Annotated in this window: 13 protein-coding genes; 4 read left to right on the top strand and 9 right to left on the bottom strand. The window is 66.2% G+C overall.

The window, feature by feature from the left end:
• Positions 1 to 111 precede the first annotated feature (111 nt).
• Positions 112 to 3,288 carry a S8 family peptidase gene (locus tag AC30QB_RS03470; RefSeq protein WP_489544794.1) on the bottom strand — a complete coding sequence of 1,059 codons (3,177 nt, stop codon included), beginning with the start codon at positions 3,286 to 3,288 and terminating at the stop codon, positions 112 to 114.
• A gap of 240 nt (positions 3,289 to 3,528) precedes the next feature.
• Here AC30QB_RS03470 and AC30QB_RS03465 point away from each other — a divergent pair, with 240 nt between their 5' ends.
• Positions 3,529 to 3,885 carry a phage holin family protein gene (locus AC30QB_RS03465; RefSeq protein WP_489544793.1) on the top strand — a complete coding sequence of 119 codons (357 nt, stop codon included), beginning with the start codon at positions 3,529 to 3,531 and terminating at the stop codon, positions 3,883 to 3,885.
• 8 nt (positions 3,886 to 3,893) lie between these two features.
• On the opposite strand, the gene alaC is transcribed toward AC30QB_RS03465, so the two are convergent.
• Positions 3,894 to 5,093 (bottom strand): alanine transaminase, encoded by a 1,200-nt coding sequence (gene alaC, locus AC30QB_RS03460; protein ID WP_489544792.1) that lies wholly within the window; start codon positions 5,091 to 5,093, stop codon positions 3,894 to 3,896.
• Between the two features lie 321 nt (positions 5,094 to 5,414).
• Between alaC and AC30QB_RS03455 the strand changes: the two genes are divergently transcribed.
• Together AC30QB_RS03455 and AC30QB_RS03450 are read left to right on the top strand one after the other, a co-directional pair.
• A complete protein-coding gene (locus AC30QB_RS03455; protein WP_489544791.1) occupies positions 5,415 to 6,575 on the top strand; it encodes an Acg family FMN-binding oxidoreductase in 1,161 nt (386 codons plus the stop codon).
• Positions 6,572 to 7,456: a DUF6920 family protein gene (locus AC30QB_RS03450; protein WP_489544790.1), complete on the top strand. Its 885-nt coding sequence runs from the start codon at positions 6,572 to 6,574 to the stop codon at positions 7,454 to 7,456. The genes AC30QB_RS03455 and AC30QB_RS03450 overlap by 4 nt, the downstream gene beginning before the upstream one ends.
• A gap of 47 nt (positions 7,457 to 7,503) precedes the next feature.
• On the opposite strand, the gene AC30QB_RS03445 is transcribed toward AC30QB_RS03450, so the two are convergent.
• From AC30QB_RS03445 to AC30QB_RS03425, 5 genes are all read right to left on the bottom strand, one after another.
• Positions 7,504 to 10,842, bottom strand: coding sequence for a PAS domain S-box protein (locus AC30QB_RS03445; protein WP_489544789.1), 3,339 nt, complete (start codon positions 10,840 to 10,842; stop codon positions 7,504 to 7,506).
• 464 nt (positions 10,843 to 11,306) lie between these two features.
• On the bottom strand, positions 11,307 to 13,028 hold the full coding sequence (locus AC30QB_RS03440; RefSeq protein WP_489544788.1) for an ATP-binding protein: 1,722 nt from the start codon (positions 13,026 to 13,028) through the stop codon (positions 11,307 to 11,309).
• A gap of 20 nt (positions 13,029 to 13,048) precedes the next feature.
• On the bottom strand, positions 13,049 to 14,134 hold the full coding sequence (locus tag AC30QB_RS03435; protein ID WP_489544787.1) for a cobalamin-independent methionine synthase II family protein: 1,086 nt from the start codon (positions 14,132 to 14,134) through the stop codon (positions 13,049 to 13,051).
• Positions 14,135 to 14,348: 214 nt separating this feature from the next.
• Positions 14,349 to 16,604 (bottom strand): catalase/peroxidase HPI, encoded by a 2,256-nt coding sequence (gene katG, locus AC30QB_RS03430; RefSeq protein ID WP_489544786.1) that lies wholly within the window; start codon positions 16,602 to 16,604, stop codon positions 14,349 to 14,351.
• 197 nt (positions 16,605 to 16,801) lie between these two features.
• Positions 16,802 to 17,773, bottom strand: coding sequence for a sodium-dependent bicarbonate transport family permease (locus AC30QB_RS03425; protein ID WP_489544785.1), 972 nt, complete (start codon positions 17,771 to 17,773; stop codon positions 16,802 to 16,804).
• Positions 17,774 to 17,937: 164 nt separating this feature from the next.
• On the opposite strand from AC30QB_RS03425, the gene AC30QB_RS03420 reads away from it, so the two are divergent.
• Complete coding sequence (locus tag AC30QB_RS03420) at positions 17,938 to 18,879, top strand: LysR family transcriptional regulator (protein ID WP_489544784.1); 942 nt, start codon at positions 17,938 to 17,940, stop codon at positions 18,877 to 18,879.
• A gap of 54 nt (positions 18,880 to 18,933) precedes the next feature.
• Here the strand turns inward: AC30QB_RS03420 and pbpC are convergent, their stop codons facing one another.
• Both pbpC and AC30QB_RS03410 read right to left on the bottom strand, forming a co-directional pair.
• Positions 18,934 to 21,048: a penicillin-binding protein 1C gene (gene pbpC, locus AC30QB_RS03415; protein WP_489544783.1), complete on the bottom strand. Its 2,115-nt coding sequence runs from the start codon at positions 21,046 to 21,048 to the stop codon at positions 18,934 to 18,936.
• A complete protein-coding gene (locus AC30QB_RS03410; RefSeq protein WP_489544782.1) occupies positions 21,045 to 26,891 on the bottom strand; it encodes an alpha-2-macroglobulin family protein in 5,847 nt (1,948 codons plus the stop codon). The genes pbpC and AC30QB_RS03410 overlap by 4 nt, the downstream gene beginning before the upstream one ends.
• Positions 26,892 to 26,972: the final 81 nt, after the last annotated feature.

Here is a 26,972-nt window from a genome sequence, read left to right as displayed (position 1 = left end):
TTGCTTCAACTCTCGCAACATGTCTCAAGAGTGCAAAAAAAACGGGCCGCGCAATGGCGGCCCGTGCTGATCAAAGAGAAATCAAATGTCTGGCAAATGCGTGCTGCGCCCTCAGCGGACGACCAGCACCTCGGCTTCCTTGCCCGCGTTGCGGCGCATCATGACCAGGAAGCCTGTCTGCGACGGCGATGCCGCCGCGCCACCCGCCACCGCCAGCGTGTCCACGCGGCCGAGGCGCAGCGGCTTGACCACACCGCTGCTGTCGCCGGCCACCGCATAGCGCGGCGTGGACGGGGTGAAGCTCATGCCCAAGATCGAATCGGTCTCGGCCCCGGTGAAATAGTTGTCATAGGCGAACACCGAAAAGTTGAGCTTGGTGTCGGGCGTGACCGTAGGGCCCAGCGCCGCCAGAGGCAGGGTGAAGGTGGCGTTGGCTGAGTTCAGGTCGGCGTCGTTGTAGTAGAAGACCCTCGCCGTGCCCGTGGCGAGGTCGACCACGCTCACCTGGTTGATGCCTGTTGCAGCAAAGCCTCCCTGCTCGCTGTTTAAAACAACGAAGTCGTCCACACCGTCGTTGTTGACGTCGATCGACACGTCGAACTCAGCCGGGTAGTTCGGGTGCGCACGCCGCCCAAAGGTGTTGATCGCAAACTGCAGTGCGCCTTCCGCCGCCAGGTAGCGGACGCCCACGGCACGCATGTCGACCAGCGCGAAGTTGTCGCCGGGCTGGGGCAGGTCGGCAGCAGGGTGCTTGCTGCTGGTGCCGGTAAGGGCGAACACATCGAACTCGCTGGCGGCCAGGCCGGCGTTGGCAAACAAGATGATGCCGCCCGGCCAGTTGGAGCGCTGGGCCAGCAAGGCACCCGCTTCAGCCGCCTTGCGCGGCAAGATGTGCCACGGCACGCTCAGCGTCTCGGTGCCCGCCGTCAGGGTGACGTAGCCGTCGTACTCGGGCCCGTCGAGCAAGTCGCCACGGCCACCGAGGGAGCCACCGTTAAGCGTCCATTCGGGCAGCTTGAGCGGGTTAACGCGCAGCTTCACCGTGATGGTTTCGCGGCTGTTGGCCCCAACCCTGACGCTGTTGGGTGCGTGAATAGACACCGCCCCGCTGGCCTCGTCATCGGCATAGCGGAAGCTGCTGCGGATGTTGAAGGTCTTGGCCTTGTTGCCCAGGTTTTCCACTACCAGCTTCTTCTCGTACTCGGCAAAACCGCTCACCTCGCGAGCGCCGAATGACAAGGCAGCCGACAGATCGTCGCGGTTATAGGCCACTGCATTCAGCGCAAGCGCCTTGTTGACGCGCACCTCACCCGCACCGATGCGCGTGATCGGCGCCAGGCGCCCGGGCAGCAGCGCAGCATTGGTGTAGACATTGGTCGAGGCGCTGTTCATGAGCATCGACTTGATCTGCAGCGGCGTGCGGTTCGGGAAGGCCTGGATCAGCAAGGCCGCCGAGCCAGCGATCATCGGCGTGGCACCCGAGGTACCGCCGAAGGCTTCTTGCTGGGTACCCGTGCCGGCCACAGCAGACACCGATGCACCAGGTGCGCCGATTTCTGGCTTGATGGTTTGGAAGCTGATGCTCGGGCCGCGGGCCGAAGTGGTCGCCATGCTGCCCACCAGCGCCACCTTGGTGGCATCGGTCACGCTCACGTTGACCGGCGCACCGATGTTGGCTTTGATGGCCAGAGAAAGCGACTGCTGGATCACGAGCGTAGGCGGGAAATGCGTTCCGCCGCCGTAGCTGAAAGAAATGGGGTCACCAGGTGCGACCAGGCCGATCAGCACGCCCGTGGCACCCGCAGCACCCGCCACATCAACCTTGAGGCTGATCGAGCAAGCACCGCGGTCAACCAGCGCGACCTTGCCCGTCAGGTCGGGCAATGGAGCGCCGCCGGGGCAGGCCGTGCCCACAGCCACCACGTTGCCAGTGAAGCCGGCGCCTATGGGCGCCCAGTCCACCGTGGCGGTGTTGTTGTAGACACCCGCAATCGCGGCCGGCGAGTTGACTTGCAAGCCGTAGGCGGTAGCACCTGGCACCGAGGTCTGCGCCACGCTGATCACCCCCGGCGCAATGGAGGGCGAGCTGACAACGTAAGGCAGGTTGGCGCTGTTGCCAGCGGCCACCGCAACCACCACGCCCAGATCGACCGCGGTCGACAAGGCGAGGGTCGCATCGTCTTCCACCTGACCGTAGCTGGAGCCCAGCGACAGGTTCATCACATCGACCGCGTCAGAGGGGTCGCCATCGCCGTTCGGGTCGACCGCGTAGTCGATGGCCTTCAGGATGGAGACGCCATTGCAGCTGGTGGCCACCGAGCTGCACACCTTCAGTGCGATCAGCTTGGCGCCGGGGGCCACGCCCTTGTGCGTGCCGTCTAGGCTTCTGCCGCCGATGATGTCGGCCACATGGGTGCCATGACCCTGGAAGTCGATCGGGTTGGGGTCTTCGCTGCGGTCGCCATTGGTTGGCCAGGCGTCGCCGACGAAGTCAAAACCACCCACCACCTTGGCCGTGGGGAACACGGACGGGTCGATGGTGGTGTTGCGCGGGTCACTCGGGCTGGTGCCGAAGGCCTTGGTGTAGTCGTCTGCCGTGCCCGAGCCACCCAGGTTTTTGTGGGTGTAGTCGATGCCCGAGTCGATTACCGCCACACGCACGCCGGCACCGTCGAAGCCGGCCTGCTGCACCGCGGTGGCACCGATGTAAGGCACCGTCTCGCTCAGGCTCATCTCGTGGTGCACCACGCGGCGCACCTTGGTGACGCCCGGCAGGGCAGCGATCGCTTTCAGCTGGCTCGCATCGACCCGCACCGCAATGGCGTTGTGCGCCATCTGAACGCGGCCAAGTTCGACCGCACCGAGCCTGCTCAGGCGGCTGGATGTTGCCGACTGGCTGGACATCACGGCGGCGCGGTGCGAGCGCAGGGCGTCTCGCATGGCCTGGGGCGCCGCGCGCAGCGCCTTCAGGCCCTGCGCCTGCTCACGGTCGCCCGCCGCCAGGGCGCTGTTCGCCAGGGTGGTGGCGGCCGCGGCCACAGGGGCGTCGGACAAGGTCACCCACACATCGACCGTGCCGCTGGCGCGCGCCAGTTGCCTGTCGAGCACGCCAGACACGGCACCACCCGGCAAGGAAAGCGATTGAGCGCTTCGGGCGCTGGGGTCGGCCAGCGGGGCCCGCTCGGCATCGGACTCAGTGGGGCCACTGCCCCCACCACCGCCGCAGGCCGCCAACACCAGCGCGGCCGACATGGCCAAGGCTGTTTTCCAGGAAAGACGAATTGACACGAGACACTCCTTTTGGGTAAGTCCACCCGAGTCAGCAAGAGCCGAGCCGGGACAGTCCGCGCGGGGATAAACGCGACGGGCGCTGAGCGTGGGGTTAGGGAGGCACATGCTGCGGGGTGTGCTTTATCCACGTCAAGCAAAGCGCCCCCCCTATGACTAGGGGGCAGGGGGAACCCTGGGCGGAATTTGCGACAGCGCCGTGCGTGCTCGCTAACAGCACATGCCGCTATGCTCGCGGCCATGAAAACCATTGTTCGCTGGCTGCTGCTGGCCGCCGCCCTTCTGCTCGTCGCCCATGTTTACCCTGGGGTGGTGGTCACGAGCTTCGGCTCGGCCATGATCGCCGCCCTGGTGCTGGGCTTGCTCAACGCGCTGCTGCGCCCTTTGCTGGTGCTGCTCACGCTGCCGGTGACGGTGCTGACGCTGGGGCTGTTCCTCTTCATCATCAACGCGCTGATGTTTTACTTCGCGGCCTCGCTGCTGTCGGGTCTGGCCGTCACGGGTTTCGTGGCGGCGTTGATCGGCTCGCTGATCTACAGCCTGTGCGGCATGGTGATTGACGCGGCCCTTGAGCGCCTGTTCGCGGGTCGCGGCTGAAGCCGATCTCAGAGGCCGTCGGCCTTCAGCATCGCCTTGATGCCACGCACGGCCTGGCGGATGCGCGATTCGTTTTCGATCAGGGCGAAGCGCACGTGGTCGTCGCCGTGGTCGCCGAAGCCGATGCCGGGTGACACGCTGACCTTGGCTTTCTCCAACAGCAGCTTGGCAAACTCAAGCGAGCCCATCGCGCGATAGCGCTCTGGAATGCGCGCCCAGATGTACATCGATGCACGCGGCAGCTCGACCTCCCAGCCGGCTTCGATCAAGCCCTTGAACAGCACATCGCGCCTGCGCTGGTACTGCGCCGCGATCTCTTTCACACAGGCCTGATCGCCTTCGAGCGCCGCAATCGCCGCCACCTGCAGCGGCGTGAAGGTACCGTAGTCGTGGTAACTCTTGATGCGGGCGAGCGCTGCCACCAGATCGCGGTTGCCCACCATGAAGCCCACACGCCAGCCGGCCATGTTGTAGCTCTTGCTGAGCGTGAAAAACTCGACCGCAATGTCTTTCGCGCCCGGCACTTGCATGATCGACGGGGCCTTCCAGCCGTCGAACACGATGTCGGCATAGGCCAGGTCGTGCACCACGAAGATGTCGTGCTTTTTGGCCAGCGCGATCACACGCTCGAAGAAGTCGAGCTCCACGCATTGCGCCGTCGGGTTCGACGGAAAGCCCAGCACCATCATCTTGGGCTTGGGGTAGCTGCCCCGAATGGCACGCTCCAGCTCGGCGAAAAAATCGACGCCGGGGATGAGCGGCACCGAGCGTATGTCGGCGCCCGCGATCACCGCGCCGTAGATGTGGATCGGGTAGCTCGGGTCGGGCACCAGCACCGTGTCACCGCGGTCGAGCGTGGCGAGCATCAGATGCGCCAGGCCCTCCTTCGAGCCGATGGTGACGATGGCCTCATGGTCGGGGTCGATCTCAACCGCGTAGCGGTCTTTGTACCAATGCGAGATGGCACGCCGCAGCCGTGGGATGCCCTTCGACGCCGAGTAGCCATGCGTATCCGGCCGCTGCGCCACTTCGGTGAGCTTGGCGACGATGTGCGCAGGCGTGGCCCCATCGGGGTTGCCCATGCTCATGTCGATGATGTCTTCGCCTCTTCGGCGCGCCGCGAGCTTCAGCTCTGCCGTGATGTTAAAGACGTAGGGAGGAAGGCGGTCTATGCGCGCAAAGCGGCGCTTGCCTGCAGATGAGGACATGTGAATCTTTCACGTGAGCGCCCGGAACCGTCCGAGCGACGTACCCCGCAAGTCGCGGGGCTGGCGCGGATGTTATCGCTGGAAGTGGCGGCCGGCGCGGCCTTGATCTGATCGGATATGCGTTTCAGTCTGGGCAACGCAAATGACCGTTGAGCGGCAAGCGGCGGGTTCGGCGCAATTGCTTGAGATAGATCAAAGGCGTGTGCAGATCGCCTTTCAATTCTTTGGAAGAGGGGTCGTGGGTGCGTTGCCGAACAGACCGATCGCTGCGCTGGCCATACGGTATCGGCGGGCTTGGCTTTGCAAAAGAGGTGGTGAATCGTGGATCGACGCAACTTCATACGCCTGACTGCTGCAGGCAGCATGGGCGTCGTGGCCACCACCGCCGCCGGGTGCAGCCAGCAGATGCCCGCCGAGGCCATTGCCGCGTGGAAGGGGCCGGGCCCCGAGCCCGATGTCCGGCGCTGGATCCTCGGCTACGCGATCCTGGCGCCGCATTCGCACAACCTCCAGTCGTGGCTGGTAGATCTGCGCACGCCGGGCGAGATCTTGCTGCGCTGCGACCTGACCCGTCTGCTGCCCGAGACAGATCCTTTCTCGCGGCAGATCATGATGAGCCACGGCACGTTCCTGGAGTTACTCGACATCGCGGCACGCGAGCGCGGGTTGCGAGCCGAGATCGCATTGTTTCCGGAAGGCGCGTTCGGCCCTTCGACGCTCGATGAGCGCCCGGTGGCCCGCATCCGGCTGGTGCCCGATCCGACGGTCGCGAAGGACCCGCTGTTCGCGCACATCCTGAATCGCCGAACCAATCGCAGTGCCTACGACCTGGCCCGCCCGGTACCGGCAGACGCATGGCAGGCGATGATGACGGGTGTGAGGCCGAGTACCTTGCGTTTCGGGTACGCCGGGCTGGACCAACCCGACACGCTGCAACGACACCGGGTCATCGCCGCAGAGGCGTGGCGCATCGAGCTGACGACGCCGCGCACGATCATGGAGTCGTACAAGGTGCTTCGCGTCGGGGCGGCGGAGATCGAGCAGCATCGCGACGGGCTCTTTGTGCTGGATCGCATTCCTGTGCTGATGAGCAAGGTCGGCTTGTTCGACCGCAGCAAGACACCGGCGCCCGGGGACTACGCGACCACCAGCCAGGTCAAGGAGTTCAACGCCAAGCTCGCCTCGACGCCGGGCTTTCTCTGGCTGGTGACCAACGGCAATGACCGAGTGACGCAGGTGAACGCAGGCCGCGCCTACGCCCGGATTCAGCTCGCTGCCACGGCCTTCGGTGTCTCGCTGCAGCCCTTGCAGCAAGCCTTGCAGGAGTATCCGGAACAGGCCTCATCGCATGCCGAAATTCGCGGCCTGCTCGGTGCAATGCAACCGGCCCAGACCGTGCAGATGTGGGCTCGCGTGGGCTTCGCCCCGCCCATCGGCCCGGCGCCACGCCGTGGCGTGGACGCCCAACTGCTGCGGGTGTGAACCAGACACGCGCCGAGAATGAAGCTGGCATGAAGGGGCCACTTGCGCTGTTTGCGGCGATGGTGTCGGCCACGGCCGGTGCCTGGGCTTTCGGCGCTTGGCAATGGCGTCGAAATGATGCCGCCGTCTGCTCGCAGATGCGGGCGGCGCGCCAGTCCATGGCGGTAAAAGTCTACGACCCCCAAGAGATCGAAGCCCTGCCGCCGCCAGTGCAGCGGTATTTTCGCGCCGTGTTGCAGGAAGGCCAAGCCATGGTCTCCAGCGTTCGCCTGTCACAGCGAGGGCAGTTCCGGCAGAACGAGGCCAAGGACATTTGGCAGCCGTTTCACGCAACCCAGTTCATCACGACCCATCCTCCCGGATTCGACTGGGATGCGCGGATCAGAATAGCGGCTGGCATCGACGTCTTCGTTCGCGATGCTTATGCCCTTGGCTCCGGGTCCTTGCGCGCGTCTGTTCTCGGCCTCATGACCGTGGCCGACCTGCGCAATACCCCCGAGATCGCCAATGGCGAGTTGATGCGTTACCTCGCGGAGGCGGTCTGGTATCCGACGGCCTTGCTGCCCAGTCAGGGCATCCGCTGGGATGCCATCGACGACACCTCGGCACGCGCCACCCTCATCGACGGTGCCATCACGGTCTCCCTGGAATTCAGGTTCGGCACGGACGGCCTGGTTGCGGCGGTGTGGGCCGCGTCCCGTTCACGATCAGGCTACGAGTCAGCGCCTTGGCTGTGTCGGCTCGGCAGCTACGAAGCAAGAGCCGGCATGTGCGTGCCGCTGGACGGTGAAGTCGAATGGCAGTTGCCGAACGGACCGTCGCCTTACTTTCGTGGGCGCTTGACAAGCATCGAACACGAGTTCGAACTGCCTTCGTCGTAGATCCCTCAGTGCGGCACTACCATGCACCGGCTAGATACTAGCGACGCCTACGCCTTCTTCGTCTGCTCCCCCGAGGTGTCCGTACCCGACGCCGCCCCCGCGTCAAGCCACTTCAGCAAGAGGGCGTACAGCGCGTCAACATTCATTGGCTTCGTGATGAAGTCGTTCATGCCCGCCGCCTCGCAAGCGCGGCGGTCATCATCGAAGGCGTTCGCGGTCAACGCGAGGATAGGCCGCTGGCCCCAGCCAGGCAGCCGGCGGATCCGGCGCGTCGCCTCCAGGCCGTCCATATCGGGCATCTGCATGTCCATCAGCACCAGGTCGTAGGCACCTGCCTGCGCCCAGGTCAAGGCCTCGCGGCCATCGGCTGCGGTGTCCACATGCAGGCCTACCCCGTGCAGCATCGCCAAGGCGACTTCGAGATTGACCTCGTTGTCTTCGGCCAGCAATATGCGCCGGCCGCGGTGACGTTCGCGCAACTGAACATCCGCACCTGCCATCAGGGTTGAAGCATGGCGCGGCATCACGCCGTGGCCGCGCTGGAGATGCGCCGTGAACCAGAAGGTGCTGCCCAAGCCCGCGGTACTGTCGACACCGCACTCGCCGCCCATGAGGTGCGCCAGTCGCTGGCTGATTGCCAGTCCGAGTCCTGTGCCACCGAACTTGCGCGTGATCGACGCGTCGGCTTGCTCGAAGGGCTGGAACAGCCGCGCCATCTGTTCCGGCGTGATGCCGATGCCGGTGTCTTCGACGGCAAAGCGAACCAGCAACTCTGCGCCCTCGTCGCTCAACAATTCGGCCCGCAGGCTGATCTGACCGCGCTCGGTGAACTTCACGGCATTGCTGGCAAAGTTCAGCAGCGCTTGCCGCAGCCGCGTGGGGTCGCCACGCAACCACATAGGAACAGCGTTGCTGTCGACGTGGATCGCCAAGCCCTTGGCGCGAGCAGCGTCCTTCACGATGGACTCGACGTGGTCGAGAACACCCGACAGGTGGAAGTCAGTTGCCTCGATTTGCACACGCCCGGCCTCGATCTTGGACAGGTCCAGCACATCGTCGATGATGGACAGCAGGTGCCGGCCTGCGCTGTCGATCTTGTCCAGGCGCGATGACTGCTCGGCCGTGACATCGCCCTGTCGGAGGAGGTAGTTCAGGCCGACGATCGCATTCAACGGCGTCCGGATTTCATGGCTCATGTTCGCCAAAAAGGCGCTCTTGGCGAGGTTGGCGTCATCCGCTTGCTGGCGTGCCGCGGCCAACTCGGCTGTGCGAACCGAGACCAGTTCCTCCAGGTGACTGCGATAGCCTTCAAGCTCTTCGTTGAGCTTCGTCTTTGCGGCCTCTGCCTGTTCCCGTTCGGTCACGTCCGTCGCCAGCATCAGGCGGGCTGGCTGTTGCCTATAGTCCAGCGAGTCCGTGATGACGTCGACCGAAATCAAGCTGCCGTCCTTGCGCCGGTGGAGCCAGTGGCCCGTGCGGCGCGGCCCGAGATTCGGCTCGCCAATGTAGCTTCGGACTCGGACAGCTTCTTCGGATGTTCCGATGTCAGCCACCGTCATGGCGAGGAACTCGTCGCGGCTGTACCCGTACTGCGCAATAGCGGCTGGGTTGACTGCCAGGAACGCCAGCGTTTGCACATCGAAGACCCACATCGGTTGCGGATTGCTGTCAAAGAGCTGGCGATACTGTGACTCGCTGGCCCGCAATGCAGCTTCAGCTTGCTTGCGCTCAGTGATGTCGTGAAAGGCACCTCGCAGCCGCACGACCTTGCCGCCTTCCAGAACAGCCGAGCATTGCGTGCGGACCCAAATGTGTCGACCTTTGGCGGTAACCAGTGGCAGTTCCAGGTCCCAGGGCGTGCCGTGCTCTATCGCCGCCTGCAACGCGGGCTGGATCTGCGCCAGGGACTCCGGGGGATAAAAAGCAATGGCCTGGTCCAGCGGCGGGGTGACCGGCGGTGCCACATCATGAATCCGGAAGGTCTCGGGCGACCAGTAAGGCTGCATGGTGTGCACGTCCAGTTCCCAGCCGCCAACCCGTGCCATGGCGCTGGTGCGCTCAAGTGAATCAGCTGCGCTGGCCAAGGCCTGCCGCACCTGGTAAGACTCGGTCACGTCGCTGAACACGAGAACGACGCCGACGGTATGACCGGCGGACTCGCGAATTGGCGCTGCGGTGGTCGAGATCGGGCATTCACTGCCGTCACGCGCCAACAAGGTCTTGTGGTTTTGGCTCACGACGATCTCGCCGGTTTGCATCACCTCCTCAGCGGGGTCTATCAATTGACTGCGCGTGCCTATGTCGACCGTCTGAAAGACCTCTCCGAGAGGGCGCAGTCGGGCCTCGGCCAGCGACCACCCGGTGAGCCGCTCAGCGACGGCGTTCATTCGAGTGACGCGGCCGGTGGAGTCAGTGGCGATGACGGCGTCACCGATCGAGTGCAGGGTGATTGCCAGGTCTTCCTCGCTGCTGCGCAACCGGGCCTGGGCGCGGCGCAGCACCGCGACCAGCGCCAGCACTGCCAACGTACCGGCGAGCCAGGTCGCTGCCGCCAGCATCGCCTGGCGACGCCAAGGGGCCAGCACCTCACCGGCCGAGCGCCCCAGCAACACCACCAAGTCGGGCTGACCTGCTAGCTGGCGAAAGGCCCAGCTGCGGTACTGGCCGTCGATCGCGCTCGTTGCCTCATAGGACCCTTCAGTCATGCTGGCGTAGGGCTCGCGCAGCAGAGGCAGCTCGCGCGGCAGCGCCTGGCCCATCATCGGCTCGATAAATGGGCTGCGCATCATCAGCGTGCCGTCGCGCCGCACGAGCACCACCGCACCGCCTGCGCCCAGGTCAACGCTGCGCCAGAGGCGGTCGAAGTAGGGCGGCTCCACAGCCGCGACCACGATCCCGTTGAAGGCGCCTGCCTTCAAGGGCAGTGGGCGCGAGGCGCTCATCAGCCAAGTGCCGGTGGTGCGGCTGCGCACCGGGGCACCAACGAGGAACTGCAATTCGGGACGTGCCCGGTGCGTCTTGAAGTAGGGCCGGTCGGCCAGATTGACGCCGATGTTGCCGACGTCGCTGTCGTAAATGATGCGGCCCTGAGCGTCAAGTACCCAGATGGCTCGCAGGAACGGCAGCGGAAGCAACTGGCTGCGCAGGAATTCGCGCGCCGAGGCTTCGTTGAGCATGCCGGTGACTTCGAGTCGGCGTATGCCCTCGGCGGCCAGCTCCAGCCGCTGGTCAACCGCCTGGATCGTGCGCGTGGTCTGCTCTTCGACGATGCGCGCAAGCGATGCGGTCAGTCGTTCGCCGTCGGCGATGGCCTGGCTGCGCAGCACAGCGAGCGCAAGCGCAAGCAGCAAACCTGTGCAGGTGACCAGAATGCCAGCCGCCAGCAAAGGCCAGCGCCTGTCAGCGAGGTGCTCGGACCCTAGTGGCTTGACGGGATCAGGAGGTGCGGGCACAACTTACCTCGGCAGGGCCTTGCGCCCTGGGCAGTCTAACGCGCCAGCCGACGCTACAAGCCTGACTTCGGCTGCGCGCAGAGAAGTGCGCAACATCGGAAGCAAGAGCATGTCTGAGATGACCATCGGCTCGGTGCAACGGTGCCCGGAAGTGGCCGACCACAGCTGTCAGGCTCCTACCAATGAAAGTTGAAAACAGACTTTCTAACGGGCGGCCAATGTGACGAAGGACCCGAGCTGGCGCTGGCCAGCCAGATTCATGTTCAAGAATTGACAGCGCTCTGCGGCAGCGCCATGGGCCGCGACATGGGCAGCGCCATCCACATCACCGGGGTTTCAGCGACAACTGCTGACTTCCGCGACGAGACGCAACGCATGCCCGGCGTCGGGGCCATCGCTCAGTGGGTGCGTCGGCGCGAAGCCGCCAGCCGGCGGTCGACTTCTTCGAGCAGCAGGCTCAGGTCCAGCGGTTTGGTGAGGTAGCCGTCGAAGCCCGACTGCGCGGCGCGCGCGATCTCGGCGGGCATGGCGTGGGCCGACACCGCCAGGCAGGGCAACTCACGGCGGTCGGGGTCGGAGCGCAGGGCCTTCAGCACCGCATAGCCATCCATGTCGGGAAGGCGGATGTCCAGCAGCACGAGATCGGGTTGCTCGCTGCGCGCCGCGCGCAGGCCGCTCTCCCCGTCTTCGGCCAGCACCAGACGCACGCCCGGGCGGCGCGTCAGCATGGCCTCGACCAGCAGGCGGTTGACCTCGTTGTCGTCGACGTAGAGCACGCAGCCGCTCACGTCCTCGCGCGTGGCGGTTGGGAGCGCCGCTACTTCAGGCCGTGCGGTGCCGGCTGCCACCGATGCCGGGTTTGCCGTGCGCATTCCGGCCGGCAGGTCGAGCCGGAAGACGCTGCCGGCGCCGGGCTGGCTGGTGGCCGTCAGGGTGCCCGCCATCAGGGTGGCCAGCCCACGCGCGATGACGAGACCGATGCCCGTTCCTTCCACGCCCGACTGGTCGCGCCCCAGGCGGTTGAAGGGCTGGAAAAGTGCGCCGACCTGCGCCGCGTCCATGCCCAGCCCAGTGTCGGTGACGTCGATGCGCGTACGTGTGCCCTCCTGGCTCACGCGCACGTCGACCCTGCCCCCGGGGCGGTTGTACTTGACGGCGTTGGACAGCAGGTTGGCCAGCACCTGGCCCAGGCGGTGAGGGTCTGCACGCACCATGCCGCAGCCCTCGGCCGGTAGGTGCAGCTCCACGGTCACACCGCCGGCCAGCGCCTGCGCCTGCAAGCGGGCAGCGGCGTCTTGCAGCAGCGGGGCAGGGTCGATGTCATTGATGCTCAGCGTCATCAGCCCGGCTCCAAGGCGTGAAACGTCGAGCACGTCGTTGATCAGGGCCAGCAGGCTGCCACCGGCTCTGCGGATGTGCTGCACCTGCTGCCACTGGCTGTCGTGCAGGGGCTGCAGGGCGTCGTGCATCAGGATGTCGGAGAAGCCGATGATGGCGTTCAGCGGCGTGCGCAGTTCGTGGCTCATGTGCGCGACGAACTCATCTTTGGCCAGGTTGGCGGCCTCGGCCCGTTCCTTGTCGGCCCGGGCCGCGGCGGCCTGGCGCTGCTCGGTGAGGTCGCGCCAGCAGATGACGACGCCGACGCGCTGGCCGTTGATGACCTGAGCCGCTTCGATGCGCTCCAGGCAGCGCCCGTCGGGCAGGTCGAACATCTGCCGCGCATGCTGGCGTGGCTGCTCGCGCGAGGCCCGGGCCAGGCGCAGGAATTCAGCCGCGTCGGGCATCTGGCGCGCGATGTGCGCCAGCAGCTCGGCGTCGTCACCACGGGCCAGCAGGTCCGCAGGAACCTGCCACATGCGAGCGAAATTCTGGTTGTGGACGACCACCCGACCCGCCTGGTTGACGACGACGATGCCATCGGCCGAGGCCTCCAGCGTGGCGCTCAGCATGGACGCCGTGGCGGCCAGCGCCTGGGTCTTCGCCTCCAGCGCGGCCTTGGCCTGGCGCAGCGCATGATCCGACTGGCGCTGCAGCCGCAGCACGCTGGCGGATGTCTGCATCGCCGACTCGCGCAGCGCTGCGAGGTTGCTCATTTCGGCCGGCGTCAGAGGCTTGTTCATCGCCGAGAGCGCCGTGGTCATCAAAGCCCTGCGCGGGCGGACAGGCGTTCGCCGGCCAGACGGGTGCCGAGCACACGGGCGCGGATCTTGGCGAAAGCCGTGTCGCGGCTGGTCGAGGTGTCGTCGCTGAAAGGCGCAAACCCGCAATCGTCGGTGGTGCCCAACTGCGTCAGCGGGATGTACTCGGCGGCTTCGAGCACGCGTTCGCACACCTCCTCGGGTGTCTCGATGCGTGGGTTTAGCGGGTCGATGACACCGATGTAGGCAGTCTGCCAGGGCTTGAGGTGGCGTGCGATGAGCGCCAGCACGCGGCGGCGGTCGGGCTCGCGCGCCAGCGCAATGAAGAACCTGCTCGCCTGCAGCTCGAACAGGCTGGGCAGCAGCAGGGCGTAGTCGACGTCGGCACTGTGGGTGGAGTCGCAGTCGCCGCCCGGGCAGGTGTGGATGCCGATGCGCTGGCGCTCTTCGTCGCTGAAGCGCCGCAGGGCCATGTTGTTCAGCTCGATGAAGCTTTCCAGCAGCGCACCGCTGGCATCGAGCTTGTACGCCAGGCGGCCCTCGGTGAAGTCGACCTGCACAGTCGTTGCGCCCAGCGCCAGGCAGGCGCGAATCTCCGCCTCGCACTGGTCCGCCAGGTCGGCAATGAACTGGTCGCGCGGGTAGTCGGGCAGGTCTTGCGGCGGGTAGAACAGGCTCAGCGCCGAGGGCGAAATCACCGCCTGCTTCAAGGCGCAGCGGCTGTGCCCAAGCGCATGCGCCAGATAGTCTTCGCCGCGGTGCAGGTAGCGAAAGGGGCCGGCTGTCAGGCGTGGCCACTGCCGGTAATGGTCGACGAACTGCAGCTTGAAACCGTCGGGCGCAAGGTTGGGCGCACCGTGCACGCAGTAGGTGGCGAAGTTGTGGTACTTGCGCTGTTCGCCGTCGCTGATGACCGGGGAACCGGTGGCCTCGAAGCGCTGCAGGGTGTCGCGAATGGCGGCGTCGTACAGGGCATCGAGTGCGGGGCTGTCAATTTCGCCCCGCTCGTGTGCGCGGGCTGCCTCGATCAGTTCAGGCGGCCGGGGAATGCTGCCAACGGGCTCGGTGGGAATCGTCAGGGAGGGCATGGCGCAATTCCGTAGTGAAGGCTACGCAGACGCAACCGTTGATCTGTACGCGCATCCTAACGCGCCAATCCCAGGCTCGGCACCGGAAATACGCCTGTTCCCGACCTGCATTCCGGTCCTTGGGCTGCCTTCTGCGCTGCAGATGTGGTCACGAGATGACGGTCGCGGCGGCGAACCGGAGCACTCGCGCACACCAGGGTCTGAGGGCTCAAGCTCAGGCGATGTCGAAACGGTCCAGATTCATGACCTTAGTCCACGCGGCCACGAAGTCAACTGCGAACTTTGCCTGCGCATCACCGCTCGCGTAGACCTCGGCAATGGCGCGCAGTTGCGCGTTCGACCCAAAGATCAGGTCGACACGGGTAGCCGTCCATTTGACTGCGCCCGTGTCGCGCGCACGCCCTTCGAATTGCTCCTTGGCCCCCGAAGCGGGCTTCCACTCGGTGCCCATGTCGAGCAGGTTGACAAAGTAGTCGTTGCTCAAGACGCCGGGCTTGCGGGTGAACACACCGTGCGCAGACTGGCCCGCATTGGCCCCGAGTACGCGCAAGCCACCGATGAGCACGGTCATCTCTGGCGCGGTGAGCGTGAGCAGTTGTGCCTTGTCGAGCAGCAGCGCCTCGGCCGGCACCTCGAAGCGCGCCTTCTGATAATTGCGAAAGCCATCGGCCGTGGGCTCCAGCGCAGCGAAGGACGGCACATCGGTCTGGGCTTGCGATGCATCCGCGCGGCCCGGCGTGAACGGAACACGAACCTCCTGGCCGGCGTCGCGCGCCGCCTTCTCAATGCCTGCGCCACCGGCCAGCACGATCAGGTCGGCCAGCGAGAGCTTCTTGCCGCCCGTCTGCGCCGCGTTGAACTCAGCGCAGATGCGTTCCAACACCTGAAGCACTTTTGCCAACTGCTCGGGCTGGTTGACGGCCCAGTCTTTTTGCGGCGCCAGGCGAATGCGCGCACCGTTCGCGCCGCCCCGCTTGTCGGAGCCGCGGAAGGTGGACGCCGATGCCCATGCCGTCGACACGAGCTGTGCCACGGTCAGGCCCGATGCCAGCACCTTCTTCGTGAGCGACGCGACATCCTGCGCATCGACCAGTGCGTGGGCTAGCGCTGGGATCGGGTCTTGCCAGATCAATTCTTCAGCCGGCACTTCGGGCCCCAAGTAGCGGGCGCGCGGCCCCATGTCGCGGTGCGTGAGCTTGAACCAGGCGCGCGCGAACGCGTCGGCAAACTGATCGGGGTGCGCGAGGAAGCGCCGCGAGATCTTCTCGTAGGCCGGGTCCAGACGCAGCGAGAGGTCGGTGGTCAGCATGGTCGGCGCCAGACGCTTGCCAGGGTCGTGCGCGTGCGGAATCGTGCCCGCACCGGCGCCGCCCTTGGCCACCCACTGCTGCGCGCCCGCCGGGCTCTTGGTCAGTTCCCATTCGAAGCCGAACAGGTTCTCGAAAAAGTTGTTGCTCCACTTCGTCGGCGTGGTGGTCCAGGTGACCTCGAGCCCGCTGGTGATCGCGTCGCCGCCCTTGCCGCTGGCGAAGCTGTTCTTCCAGCCGAAGCCCTGGGCCTCGATGCCGGCCGCCTCGGGTTCTTCTGCGACGTGCGACGACGCGGCCGCGCCGTGGGTCTTGCCGAAAGAGTGGCCGCCGGCGATCAGCGCGACGGTCTCTTCGTCGTCCATCGCCATGCGGGCGAAGGTGTCGCGGATGTCGCGTGCAGCGGCGATCGGGTCGGGGTTGCCGTCGGGTCCTTCGGGGTTGACGTAGATCAAGCCCATTTGCACAGCGGCCAGCGGATTCTCGAGGTCGCGTGTGTGCGCCGCTTCGCTGTCGTCGTCCTTCACGAGTACGCCCTGGCCTGCGACTCCGGGTGAACCCTTGGCGTAGCGCAGGTCACCACCCAGCCACTTGGTCTCGCGGCCCCAGTACACGTCGTGGTCGGGCTCCCACACGTCTGCGCGGCCGCCAGCGAAACCAAAGGTCTCGAAGCCCATGGTCTCCAGAGCCACGTTGCCGGCGAGGATCATCAGATCGGCCCACGAGATCTTCTGGCCATATTTCTGCTTGACCGGCCACAGCAGGCGTCGCGCTTTGTCCAGGCTCACGTTGTCCGGCCAGCTGTTCAAGGGCGCAAAACGCTGCTGCCCGCGGCCTGCACCGCCGCGGCCATCGCCAATGCGGTAGGTGCCCGCGCTGTGCCACGCCATGCGAACAAACAGCGGCCCGTAATGACCGAAATCCGCCGGCCACCAATCCTGAGAATGCGTCATCAAGGCAGCGAGGTCTTTCTTCACCGCCGCGAGATCGAGGCTCTTGAAAGCCTCGGCGTAGTCGAACGCATGGCCCATCGGATCGGACTTGGAGGAGTGCTGATGAAGCAGGTCCAAACGCAAGTGCTGGGGCCACCAGTCGCGGTTGGTCGTACCACCGCCTGTGCTTGGGCTGAATGGGCACTTCGATTCGGTCTTGTCGCTGCTCATTCGGAGCTCCAATCTTTTGCAGAGAGAAAGAAAACGGCGTCGCGGAGTGGCGATTCTGTGTCAGCTGCATTCGGCGTGACAACAATGCGCTCTATCTTGCCGATAGCCCAGGCATGAATGGGGGCGTGCCCCGGCCGCTGCGTCGCCGCTCTACCGCAGCCGATGCTTTGCGATGCGTTTGGCCAACGTCAACCGTGTCAAAGCACTCGCTCCGCGATGGACACGTACATCGGGATGCCCACGAGGATGTTGAACGGAAACGTGACCCCGAGCGACATGCCGAAGTAGAGCGAGGGGCTCGCCTCGGGGATCGCCTGGCGAACGACGGCAGGAACGGCAATGTACGAGGCGCTGGCCGCCAGCACCATCAGCAGCGCCCCATTGCCGGGCGACAAGCCAACGGCGGCAGCCAGCCCGAGCGCCAGGCTGGCGTGAACGAGCGGGCCGCCGAGCGCGTAGCCCAAGAGCCAGGGCGAACGGCCCTTCAAGGCACCGAAGTTGCGCGATGCAACCAGGCCCATGTCAAGCAGGAAGAACGCAAGCATCCCCTTGAACAGCTCTCCCGTGAAGGGCTGCATCGCCTTCTGGCCGGAGTCGCCCGTGATGAGACCCACGACCATGGCCCCCAGCAGCAGCAGTTGCATGCCATCGGTGAACGACTCGTGCAGCACTTTGCCGAGGCCGTGGGCCTGCGTTGCCTGAGCTATGGGCACGACCCCTTCGCGTCGGCGTGCGAGGTTGGCGAGCACCACCGCCATCACGATCGCCGGCGACTCCATCAGCGCCATCGCCGCGGCCATGTGGCCGCCGTAGACCAGGCCATGCGTCTCCAGGTACTGCACCGCGGTGATGAATGTGACCGCGCTGACCGAGCCGTACGTCGCGGCGACTGCTGCTGCATCAAAGCGCGACAGCCGCTGCCTCAGCAGCAAGTAGCCCAAAGCGGGCACGACAAGCGCCAGCCCGATCGCGCAGGCCAGGCTCACCGCGACCTCCGCGGTCAGCCCGGACTTTGCAAGCGCAAAGCCACCTTTCAGGCCCAGTGACATCAGGAGGTACAGCGAGAGGAAGCGGGCAATCGGTGGCGGAATTTCAAGATTGGAACGCACCGTGCCAGCGACGAGCCCAAAGACAAAGAACAGGATGGCAGGGTCAGCTAGGTTTTGCATGTGGGTGGCAATGATTGACTTGATTGGCGACGAACCTCAGCAAAGCTCCGAACGGAGCTAAGCGAACCGTCTTGCGCACTGAGGTTGGTCGCTGATCAGGATGATCTATATGCCGGAACACGCAAACAAGTGATATGTTTCGATGAAACAGATCGGAATATTCGATGAAACATGCCGCACCGCCGGGCCTAGAACGCGCACCGCGCGCCAGCCTCGTTCAACTGCGCAGCTTTGAGGCCGCGGTGCGGCTGGGCGGGGTGGGTCGCGCGGCGCTCGCGCTTCACCTGGCGCAGCCGACCGTGTCCACGCAGCTGAAAGACCTGTCCGCTGCGCTCGGTTTCGTGCTGTTCGAGCCTTGTGGCCGAGGCCTCGTGCCAACGGCGGTGGGTCAGCGCTTGGCCGAGGCGGTTCGTGAGATGGGCGCGCGCTGGCAGCAGTTTGAGGAGGACGCTGCCGCCCTGCAGGGCATGAAGCGCGGCCGCCTGCGAATCGCCGCCGTGACGACGACGGAGTACTTCTTGCCCGACCTGCTAGGCCCGTTCGCGCGCCAGTACCCGGGCATACAGATCGAGCTTGCGGTGGAAAATCGCGACGCGGTGGTGGCACGGCTTGAGCGCGGCGACGACGAGCTGGCAGCGATGATGCGCCCGCCGAGCCACCTGCCCCTGGCGCGTTGGCCGTTCCTTGAGAACCCGTTGGTGGTGATCGCCCCGATCGACCACCCCTTCGCAAGCCGTCGACGCCTGAAGCTGTCGGACCTGATCGAAGAGCCGCTCCTCTCACGCGAAGCCGGCTCGGGCACGCGTGCAGCGGCCGAAGAGGCATTCGCAGAAAAGGGCGTCTCCTGGCCGCCTCGCATGGCCCTGGGCAGCAATGAAGCGATCAAGCACGCGGTGCGCGCCGGCCTCGGCCTGGCCGTGCTGTCCAGGCATGCCTTGGCCGCAGAGCCGGCATCGGAAGGCTTGACCGTCTTGCCGGTGGCCGGCTTTCCACTGCGCAAACAGTGGTACCTCGTTTGGCGACAGGACCGTGCGCTTTCGCTGCCGGCGCGAACGCTCGTGGACGACCTGCGCGAGCGTCTGCGCGTGCGGGCGCGGCCAGGCTGAGGCCGGCCTGCTTCCGTGCAGCACCCGTTCGACACCTTGCTAATTTCCAGTGCCCTACCGCGTGGTCTGCGCCGTTCGCGTTGCCTTCAGGCCTGCACCGCGCACCTCAAAGCGCACCGTCTGCAGCACGCGACCATCGGGCGCCATCAGGCTCAGCTCGTGCCGGCCGGGCCACGGCGCCCAGCTCAAATGCTCCGCATGCCCCAGCCGCTTGCCGTCGAGCTGCCACACACCGCGCTCGCCTTCAAAGCGGATGCGCTGGGCGTGCGGCGGCATGTCGGGGTCTAGCGCAAAGACGCTGCCATCGCGCGGGCTGGTGATGCCAAAGCGCAGCGCGCTTTTCACCTGCGCGCTGGCCGTCCACTTTTCCTGCGTGGTGCCGGCGAGAAACAGCTCGTCGCGCGGCGGCTCGCGGTCATCGGCCAGGTGCACGCGCTGCGCCACCACACCCGCTGGCATCAACGGTCGCCGCGATGGCTGGCCTTGATGAAGGTGCCTCACCATCGCCTGCCACACGGGCGCCGCGCCGCTCACCCCGCTCACGTGGTGCATGGCTTCGCCGCTCGCGTTGCCCACCCACACGCCCACCGTGTAGCGGTCGGTGTAGCCGACGCACCAGTTGTCTCGCATGTCTTTGCTGGTGCCGGTTTTCACTGCCGCGAAGCCCGAGGTGACCAGCGCGCTGTCGAGGCCGAAGGTGCGCGCACGCGCCGCGTTGTCAGACAGGATGTCGGTGACGAGGTAGACCGCCGCTGCGTCGGCCACGCGCTGTGGTTTGACGGCCGCTGCGCGCAAGGCCACGGGGGTAAAGAGGCCACCGTTGGCCAGGCTGCGGTAGGCGTTGGTGAGCGCGAGCAGGCTCACGTCGGCGCCGCCGAGCGCGAGTGCGAGGCCGTAGTAGCCGCCTGTCTCGGGCAGGGCCAGGCCGAGTGCATTCAAGCGCGCCACCAAGGCGTCGGGGCCGAGCATCGCGCCCACGCGCACGGCCGGCACGTTGAGGCTGGAGGCGAGCGCGGTGCGGGCGCTGATCCAGCCTTTGAAGTCCTTTTCGTAGTTTTGCGGCAGGTAGAGCCCGTTGGTGGTGCTCAGCTGCGCGGGTGAGTCGTCGAGCAGGCTGGCCGGCGTGATGAGGCGGCGCTCGAAAGCGAGTTCGTAGACCAAGGGTTTGAGCGTGGAGCCCGGCTGGCGGCGCGCGGTCACGCCGTCCACCTGCGCGGCGTCTGACAGATCACCGCTAGACCCCACCCATGCAAGCACCTCGCCGCTCGCGTTGTCGAGCACCACGATCGCGCCGTCTTCAACGTTGCGGCCGTTCAGCTCGGCGAGCTGGCGGCGCAGCGTGGCCACGGCAAAGCGCTGCAGGCGCGCATCGAGCGTGGTGCGCTGCAGCGGCTTGTCGGTCAGCGCAAGTTGACGCGCGAAGTGCGGCGCGAGCTGCTCGCCCAGCGGCATGCCACCACGCCGGTTGAGTGCGCTGTGCGACAGCCCCATCACGCCTGCGCAGGCGAGCTGTTGCAACTGCAAGATGCCGCAGGCGCGCTGCGCCACCACGTCGACGCTGGCGTTGGGGCCGCGCAGCAGGGCGGCGGCAATGGCGGCCTCTTGCGCGTCCAGCCCGCTCGGGTGTTTGGCGAACAGCGTTTGCGACAGCGCGCCTATGCCCACCAGCTCACCGCGAAAGGCCACGCGGTTGAGGTAGGCCTCCAGAATTTCGCTCTTCTTCCACTGCGCGTCGAGCCGGGTGGCCGTATAAGCCTGGCCCATCTTCTGCACCACGCTGCGGCCGCCAGCAGGGCGCGTCAGGTCATCGTCGAGCAAGCCGGCCAACTGCATGGTGAGCGTAGACGCACCGCGCGTGCGCGTGTTCCACACGTTGCCCCATGCACTCTGCGCCACCGCGCTCCAGTCGACACCACTGTGCTCGTAGAAGCGCTTGTCTTCGCTGAGCACGATGGCGCGCAGCAGTGCGGGCGAGGTGTCGGCGAGCGGCACCCAGGGCAGGCGGCGCACGGTCTTGTCGACGCGCAGCGTTTGGAGCGGCACGTCGTGCCGGTCGAGCAGCGTCACGTCTGACGGCCGATACGCGGCCTTCACCTCAACGAAGCTGGGCACGGCCTGCGCCGCGCTCACGGCGAGCGTGAGTGCGACGGCCGCGACGCGTGCTTTCACGGCGCAACCTCCAGCGCCGCATTCGGCAGCTCGCCAAAGGTCTCGGGCGAATACATCGCTTCCACCCGCGTGGGCGGCAACGCAAACTTGCCGGGGTTGTTGAGCCTCACGGTGTACTCAACCACATGCTTGCCCCGCGGCAAATACTCGTAGTAGCTGCGGAAGGCCTCGAAGCTGCGCTCCTCAAAGGCCGGCCATGCGGTGCCGCTTTGCTTCTCGGTCGACGTGGCAATGGCCGAATCACGCCCCAGGCCCGAGCCCAGCAAGGTGGCGCCGCCGGGCACCGGGTCGCTCACCACCACCCAGGTCATGTCGCTCTGCGCGTCGATCTCCAAGCGCACGCGCAACACGTCGCCGCGCGACCACTTGCTCTTGTCCTTCTGCTCGACGGCGCTCACGCTGCGGCTGAGGCTGTAGCCCGCGCGGATGGGGGCCTTGAGCGGGATCGCTGCGAGGCTCTGCACGGTCAGCCAGGGCTTGCCGCTGCCCTCCTGCGTGACGGTGAGCGTCGCCGCTTTCTCAGGCCAAGCCAGCTTGAGCGCACCGCCATCGGGCTGCAGTGCCCAGTCGATGGAAGAGGGCTTTTCGCCCGCCGTGGCCACCGTCTTGCCGGCCACCTTGGTCGACTCGAACTTGGCCGAGAACTTGTCGAGCGCCAGCGAGCCCCACAGGTTGGCCGTGGTGGTAAGCCACGCGCCCGCGCGCTGCCGCGCCAGGCTGCCCACCACCATGCGCGGGATGTCGTCGCGCCAGCTCGGCTCGTCGAGCACCGCCAGGATGAGGCGCGCCGCATTGGCATCGGCACTGTCCATCAGCCACCACCAGAAGTCGCCCTCTTCATTGCTGAAGCGCAGCGTAGTGCCGGCGTAGGTGAGGCGGCTGCGCAAGATCTGCTGCGCTTCATCGAGCCGTTTGGCCTGGTCGGGCACTCCCTTCACGCGCTTCAAGATGTTGAACCAGTCGATCACCGCCGCGGTGGGCCACTGCTGGGGTATGAGGTTGACGGAGCCGAGCATCTTGGGCTGCGCGCGCCCGTAGCGCGACAGCGCCTCTATCGCTGCAATCTTGCGCACATCGAGGTCGGGCCGCGGTGACCAGAACTTGCGCTCGATGCGGCCTTCGACAAACGCCGTCAAGCCTTCCAGCATTTGCGCTTGCACCGGGCCAGGCAGCTCGAAACCTGCCTCGTGCGTGGCCGCCAGCACGTAGGCGGTGAGGCGATCGCTGCCACGCGCACCGTCTTCGGCGCGCGGCGGGAAGTAGCTCGCGAGGCCATCGTTGTCGAGGTAGGTCGGCAGGGTGTTGGCGACTGCACTCCACAGCTTGGCGTCTTTCAGGCCCACGGCTTTCGAGGTCTTCTGCTCCAGGCAGATGAAGGGGTAGGTCTCGAAGTAGCGCCGCATGCCGGGCAGCGCGCCGCTCAGCTTGGGCTGCACGGCAACGTTGAGGCCGCCGCGCTTCACACCCGTCTCGGGCAAAGCGTCAGCGGGCACGGCGATGGGCAGGGTGACGGGGCCATCGAGCTGCTGCAAGGTGGCTTGCAGCACACGCACCGGCACCGCGGGGCTCACCAGCTGCGTCACCTTCAAGCGGTCTTTGGCTTTCTCGCCGCCCAGCTCTTCGGCCGCTGCTTCCCACATCAGGCTGTAGGCCTCGGCCGGCACGGCCACACCCCAGGTCACCTCCTTCGCCCCGCCTGCGGGCACCACCACTTCTTGCGGCGGCATCGCGATGGGGGTGCGCATGATTTCGGCCCCACTGTTCGCGGAACCCTGCAGCGTGGCACGCACCTTCATCTCGCGCGCCGTGGTGTTGCGCAGCGTGAGCAGCGCGCTGAACTGGTCGCCCTCGCGCACCAGCGGCGGCAGGCCGGCCAGCACCTGCAGGTCTTGCGTGACGCGGATGCTGGTGCTGCCGGTGCCAAACTGCTGCACGCCCGCGTCGGCAATCGCCACCAGCTTGAAGCTGGTGAGCGAGTCGTTGAGTGGCACTTCGATCTGGGCTTCGCCCTTGGCGTCGAGCACCACGCGGTCTTTCCACAGCAGCAAGGTGTCGAACAGCTCGCGCGTGGCGTTCTTGCCGCCCCCGCCGCCGGCTGCCACCGCTTTGCGGCCGTAGTGGCGCCTGCCGATGATCTCGCTCTGGCCGGTGCTGGTTTCCACGCCCCAGGCGCGCTGCTGGATCATGGCGCTGAGCAAGTCCCACGAGTCGTTGGGCTTCAGGGCCAGCAAGCCTTCGTCAACCGCGGCAAACGCGATCTCGGCGCCCGCCAGCGGCTTGCCGTCTTGCAATACTTTGATGCGCGCAATCGCCTTCTGGCGGATGGCGTATTGCGGCTTGTCACTGCTCACGCTCACCTGCAGCTCATGCGCGGCAATGCCCACCTTGAGCTGCGCCACACCGAGCTTGAACGCCGGCTTGGACAAGTCGACCATCGCGGTCGGCGCCTGGTACTCACGCCCTTCGTACCAGAACGAGCGCGCCCAGTTGAGCGGCTCTTTCCAGCCCCAGGTGAAGAACGAATACCAGGGCACATCGCGCACGCGGCCGCGCAGGGCCAGCACGCTCACGTAGACGTTGGGGCCCCAGGTCTGGTCGATCTTGATGTCGACCGTGGGGTCGTCGCCGCGCAGGGTGACCACTTGCGTGGCGATCACCCCCTCGCGCTCCACGCTCACCAGTGCGGTGGCTTCGCGAAAGGGCATGCGCACCTGCAAGCGCGCGGTCTCGCCGGGCTGGTAGCGCTTCTTCTCGGGCAGCACGTCGATGCGGTCGTCGTTGTCTTGTGCAAACCAGAGCTCGCCCTGGCGTGTGACCCACACGCTGGTGGCGGCTTGCGCGGGGTGACCGTCGCCATCTTTGGCCTGCGCGATCAGGTCGATCTGGCCCGCCGTTTCAATCTTGGCGTCGCACAGCAGCAGGCCGCGGTCGTCGCTGCTGCCACTGCACAGCACGCCCAGGTCTTTGATCTCAGTGCGGTTGTCATAGGCATAGAAGCCGCCCACCATGCGCTTGCGCGTGCTGATCACTTGCGACGAGCGGCCACGCACCTCGATGGCTTGGCCTTTGAGCGGCTTGCCAGCAGTGTCGAGCGCCAGTGCCTGAAATTTCACCTGGCCACGCGCACTTGCCCACGAGCCGGCCTTCACGCCCAGCACCACCGCGCTGGGCCACAGCGCGATGCGTGTGGACGCGGTCTGCACCTCGCCATTCGGGTCGTTGAAGGTGAGCTCGGTGACGAGCTCGCTGGCACGGGTGAGCTTGGGCAGGGCCTTCAAGGTGACGCTGGCCGCACCGTTGCGGTCGGTCGTCAGCGCCAGCTTGTCGGCCACGATCTTGCCGTTGTCGCTGCGCTGCTCTTCGTCGCCTTCGCCGTCACGGGCGCTCAGGTCGCGTGGCGGCTCGAAGCTGAAATCGTCATAGCTGGCCATGCTGCTGCCGCGGTTGCGCAGCAGCGCCGTCACGCGCGCCGGGGCTTGCGACATGCCGCCGCCCGAGAGATAAGTGAGCTGCACATTCACAGGCAGCTCGGTCGGGGCGATGGCCACCTGGGCCGGCCCGCTGATGCGCGCATCGACCAGTGGCAGACGGAATTCTTCAACGCGGAAGCTACCGCTGTTCCACGCACTGCGTTGGCCTTCGTCCTTCGCACTGTCTTTGCTGGGCTCTCGTTCGAGCATCACGTCGTACACGCCGAGCTTGGCAGCGGCAGGAATGTTCCAGCTCGCGCTGGCGCTGCGGCTGCCGTTCCAAGCCAAGGGCTGCACAAACTCTTGCCCGCTGCCCTGGTGCACGATCTTCATGCGGGTGGGCAACTCTTCGGCCTTCAGGCTGGCCAGCCCACTCGAAGTTTCGCGGCGTATGAAATGCTTCATGGCCACCGTTTCGCCGGCGCGCAGCAGCGTGCGGTCGAACACCGTGTGGGCCCGCAGATCGGGCTGCGTTTCGCCGCTGGTGGGCACGTTGAAACGCCAGCTCTCCACACCCTTTTGCCAGCTGCTGAAGACGAATGCGATGTCGGTTGCCCCCTTCGCGCTCTTGGATAAATTGGCTTTGCGCGCGGTGACGAAATAGCCTTGCTCACCAGGGCAGCCTTCCAGCCGCCGCTCCAGCACCTTGTCAACCTTGGCCAGGCCTTGCGCATCGGTGCGGCCCGCCCACAAGCGCTGGCCGGTGCAGTCGTTCACCGCCACATCGGCCTCGGCCACCGGCTTGCCTTTGTCGAGCGTGGTCACCCACACCAGGCTGTTCTCGCGGCCGAGCTTGAAGTGCACACCGAGGTTGGTGACGAGCACGCCGGTGCGCACGTACATGGGCGCCTTTTTGTCCAGCAGCGCGGCGCCCAGGCGGCCCGATTCGATCTCGACCACGTGGTAACCCGGCTCGGCGATCGGTATGCCCACCACCTCGAAGGGCCGCGGGTCACCGCCTTGCAGCTGGGGCAGGTCTAGCCTGCGTGCATCGGCCGCCTTGGCCAGCAGCGACACCTCGCGCGAAGGCACGTAGCGCGGCCGCTTGGCCTGTTTGCTGCCGCCCTTGCCGTCGCTCACGCTCTGCATCTCGTACCACTGCGATTCGGGCAGGCCCGCTTCTTTTGCACTCACCTGGCGCTCGTGGTACTGGGCCAGCTTGCCGTACCAGGCGAGGATGTCGGCGTCGCTGCGCAAGGTCTTGATGCGTACCGCACCGGCGGCTGCGGCGGGGCGCAAGTCGCCTTGCACATGGCGCAGCGTCACCGGCAGCATGGCTTCGCCGTTGAGCTCGATCACGCCGAAGGGTGCGGCGGCAAACTTGGCGATGGGCGGCGCGTCGCCCGTGGCCACCGTGAGCGGGAAGCTGGCCGCATTGGTGAGTGGGCGGCCTGACACGTCTTTCACCTCGCGCGGCAGCTCTACCGTGAAGGCCGCGTTCTCGGGCAAAGGCGTGGAAAAGCGCAGCTCGCTCACCTCAGCCGCCTTGTCGTCTTTGTCAAACACGGGGGCCAGTGCAGCGCCTGAAGCCGGCTTGAGCCGCACCGCTTCGGCCACGCTGCGCGGCACCGGTGACGAGAAGCGCAGCCACAACGGGCGTATGGGCAGGCAAGGCGCGTCGGCGCGCTCGCGCTCGCAGCTGAACTCGGCGATGAGCGCCTTGCGCACCTTGTAGCTGAAGCGCTGCTCGGTGCGGGTGACGATCTGCGGGTTGGCCTGCGCGGCGATGCCCGCGCTCCACACCAGCTTGACCTGCGTGTCACTCGGCAGCGGCCGCTGGCAGGCCAGCAGCAGCATGCGCGCGGCTTGCTTTTGCAAGCGGCGGGCCTTGAGCACTTCATCGCGCAGCGCACCACCCACCACCCGCACTGGCACACGCTCGCCTATGCCTTCGATCTCGCAGGCCGCATGCGCCAGCACCGTGGCCTCGACCGCCGGGCCGGTCAGCTGCAGCAAAAAGTGCTGGTCTTCTTCGATCGTCCCGGTCGATGGCCAGGCCGTGGCCACCGCCGGCCCACCGGTGCTGAAGCTGAACTCGGTGCTGCCGGTCAAAGTGCCCGCGAGAGGCTTCCAGTCGGCGCGGGGCTTCAGCGTGCAGCGCGTGCCGGGCGGCAGCCCTTCGCGAAAGTCATACAGCCACACGCGCTCGTTCGACCAGCGGCCGCTGCCTTGCGGGGCAGCGCCGTCGCAGCTCAGGGTGAACGGGTCGGGCAGGCGCAAGTCGCCCAGCGGCACCACCGCCTCGGAGAACTTGACCGTGACCTGCCGCACCTGGGCCACTTCGCCTTGCGGGCTGACGCTGGTGACGGTGGCGGCCTGGGCGGCGCTGGCCGCAAACCAGGCGAGCGCGGCGTGTATGAGCAAACGGTGCATGCGGTGTCCCTGCCTTTTGGAGTGGCGGCAAGGATAGCGGCAGGGCGCAAGGCGTTTACCTGTTGAGCTCTGCAAAATTCG

The organism is Rhizobacter sp., assembly GCF_046595475.1.
GTDB lineage: Bacteria > Pseudomonadota > Gammaproteobacteria > Burkholderiales > Burkholderiaceae_C > Rhizobacter.
The sequence above is the reverse complement of the archived record's forward strand: the minus strand, read 5'-3'. Positions and strand labels throughout refer to the sequence as shown.

Bases quoted from the DNA above. Each gene is read 5' to 3' on its own strand.
- AC30QB_RS03465 (WP_489544793.1), top strand. From the start codon at position 3,529: ATGAAAACCATTGTTCGCTGGCTGCTGCTGGCCGCCGCCCTTCTGCTC.
- alaC (WP_489544792.1), bottom strand. From the start codon at position 5,093: ATGTCCTCATCTGCAGGCAAGCGCCGCTTTGCGCGCATAGACCGCCTT.
- AC30QB_RS03440 (WP_489544788.1), bottom strand. From the start codon at position 13,028: ATGAACAAGCCTCTGACGCCGGCCGAAATGAGCAACCTCGCAGCGCTG.
- AC30QB_RS03435 (WP_489544787.1), bottom strand. From the start codon at position 14,134: ATGCCCTCCCTGACGATTCCCACCGAGCCCGTTGGCAGCATTCCCCGG.
- katG (WP_489544786.1), bottom strand. From the start codon at position 16,604: ATGAGCAGCGACAAGACCGAATCGAAGTGCCCATTCAGCCCAAGCACA.
- AC30QB_RS03425 (WP_489544785.1), bottom strand. From the start codon at position 17,773: ATGCAAAACCTAGCTGACCCTGCCATCCTGTTCTTTGTCTTTGGGCTC.
- AC30QB_RS03420 (WP_489544784.1), top strand. From the start codon at position 17,938: ATGAAACATGCCGCACCGCCGGGCCTAGAACGCGCACCGCGCGCCAGC.
- AC30QB_RS03410 (WP_489544782.1), bottom strand. From the start codon at position 26,891: ATGCACCGTTTGCTCATACACGCCGCGCTCGCCTGGTTTGCGGCCAGC.